We start from the raw sequence: 1676 nt of genomic DNA on the forward strand, positions 1-1676 counted from the left end.
CGAGTCCTGCACCTCCTGCATCTCCTCGAATCCCGAGGGCGCGACGAAGATCCGGTCGCGCGTGCGGGCCGGAACGATGACGTCCTCGAGGGCGAGCGAGCGCTTCGCCCGGCGGTCGAGCACATCGGCCAAGGTGCCGGCGGGCGGCTTACTGCGAGCGTTGTACCCGGTCAGGTGGCTGGTCGTGTTGCCCTGCGGATCGACATCCCCCACGAGGACGTCCTCCCCCGCCGCAGCCGCGGCGTGGGCGAGCGCGCCCGTGATCACGGTCTTGCCCGGACCGCCCTTCAGATTCATCACCGCAGTAACTGTCATCGCGAACCATCCTGGAGTGCCGGGGAGCAGGACACCGGAACCATACGACAGCTACAACCCATATGGCGTATAGGACGCGCGGCTCAGTAGCGCGGGTAGGACCCATATGGGCTATATGGCAATTCCGCTACCTGCATCTATTCCCGCTGCGTGGCGGTCCGCCATATGGCCGGTAGAGCATCTAGCCCGCTGGACTGTATAGCCCATATGGCTGATATGTCCCATAGCGTCCATCGTTATTTCGTTTCGTTAAAACGTAATAACAATAATAAATAACGATATAAACGGAACGAATATGGTATGATTGATGAATGAGCGATCAACCAGAGTCCGCCGGTCACGGCACGTCGGCGTCCGCCGACCAGCGCGCTGACCTGCGTGTTTGCAAGTTCCCGGTCGGCTACGACCCGGAGACGGAGGAATTCGAGGAGGCGGGACATCCGCTGCCGCCGGTCGAGGGGCGCGGCCGGCCGGTGGATTACTGCGGTGAGCAGCACGTCGACCCGGACGGGGTGCTGCGGGTGCACAGCCGCGCGAACGCGTTCCAGCGCAAGCGGGAGCTGAAGTTGGAGGCAGCAGAGTCCGGTGCGTCGCAGCGTCGCCGGTCGGCGGGGCGCCCGGTCACGTCGGCGCGGGCGACGCTGGCGGATCTGCTGGCGCGGTGGGAGATGGTGACCACCGCACACCGCGATCAGCTGATCTCGATCGTGGAGGCCGCCCAGCAGGTGGTGGCCACCGCCGGCGATCCGGACGCCGCCGCCGCCGAGGTCGCCGCGGTGCGCCGCGAGGCGAAGGCCGAGGTCGACGCCGCGACCACCCGCGCCGACGAGGCCGAAGACGATGCCCGCACCGCCCGCCGGGAGCTGGCGGCCGCGCTGGAGGACAAGACGCTGGCCGAGGGGGCGGCCGAGGACGCGATCGCCGACCGCGACGCCAAGGTCGCGGCGGCCGAAGCCGACGCCACCGCCGCCCGCGCGGCGGCCGAGGCGGCCGAAGCCCGCGCCGAGCAGATCCAGATCCAGGCGCAGCAGCAGATCGCGGCCGCCGAGCAGCAGGCCCGTGAGCTGGTCGAATCCGTCCGCGCGGAGGCCGCCGCGACGATCGAGTCCGCGGAATCAGCAGCCGCGGAACAGATTCGGGCTGCGGAGCAGGCGCGTCGCGAGGCAGAATCGGCTCAGCATCGCGCCGAATCCGCCCAGGCCGCTGCCGAGCAGGCCGCTACCGATGCCCGTTCCGACGCCGACCGGGTACGTGACCAGCTCGACCGTGCCGTCGCCGATGCCCGTTCCCAGGCCGAGGCCTCCCGCGCCGAGATCACCGCACTGCGCGAAGAACTCGCGTCCGTGCGGTCGGAGGCCCGC

At 69.0% G+C, this 1676-nt stretch carries 2 protein-coding genes; one reads left to right on the top strand and one right to left on the bottom strand.

What is annotated here, in order from left to right; translation table 11 throughout:
• Positions 1 to 315 (bottom strand): ParA family protein (locus A5780_RS12505; protein WP_156769477.1); only part of this gene is annotated, 315 nt, incomplete at its 3' end.
• 311 nt (positions 316 to 626) lie between these two features.
• Here A5780_RS12505 and A5780_RS12510 point away from each other — a divergent pair.
• Positions 627 to 1676 (top strand): hypothetical protein (locus A5780_RS12510; protein WP_064908509.1); only part of this gene is annotated, 1050 nt, incomplete at its 3' end.

The sequence above is a fragment of the Nocardia sp. 852002-20019_SCH5090214 genome, from assembly GCF_001665865.1.
Lineage (GTDB): Bacteria > Actinomycetota > Actinomycetes > Mycobacteriales > Mycobacteriaceae > Nocardia > Nocardia nova.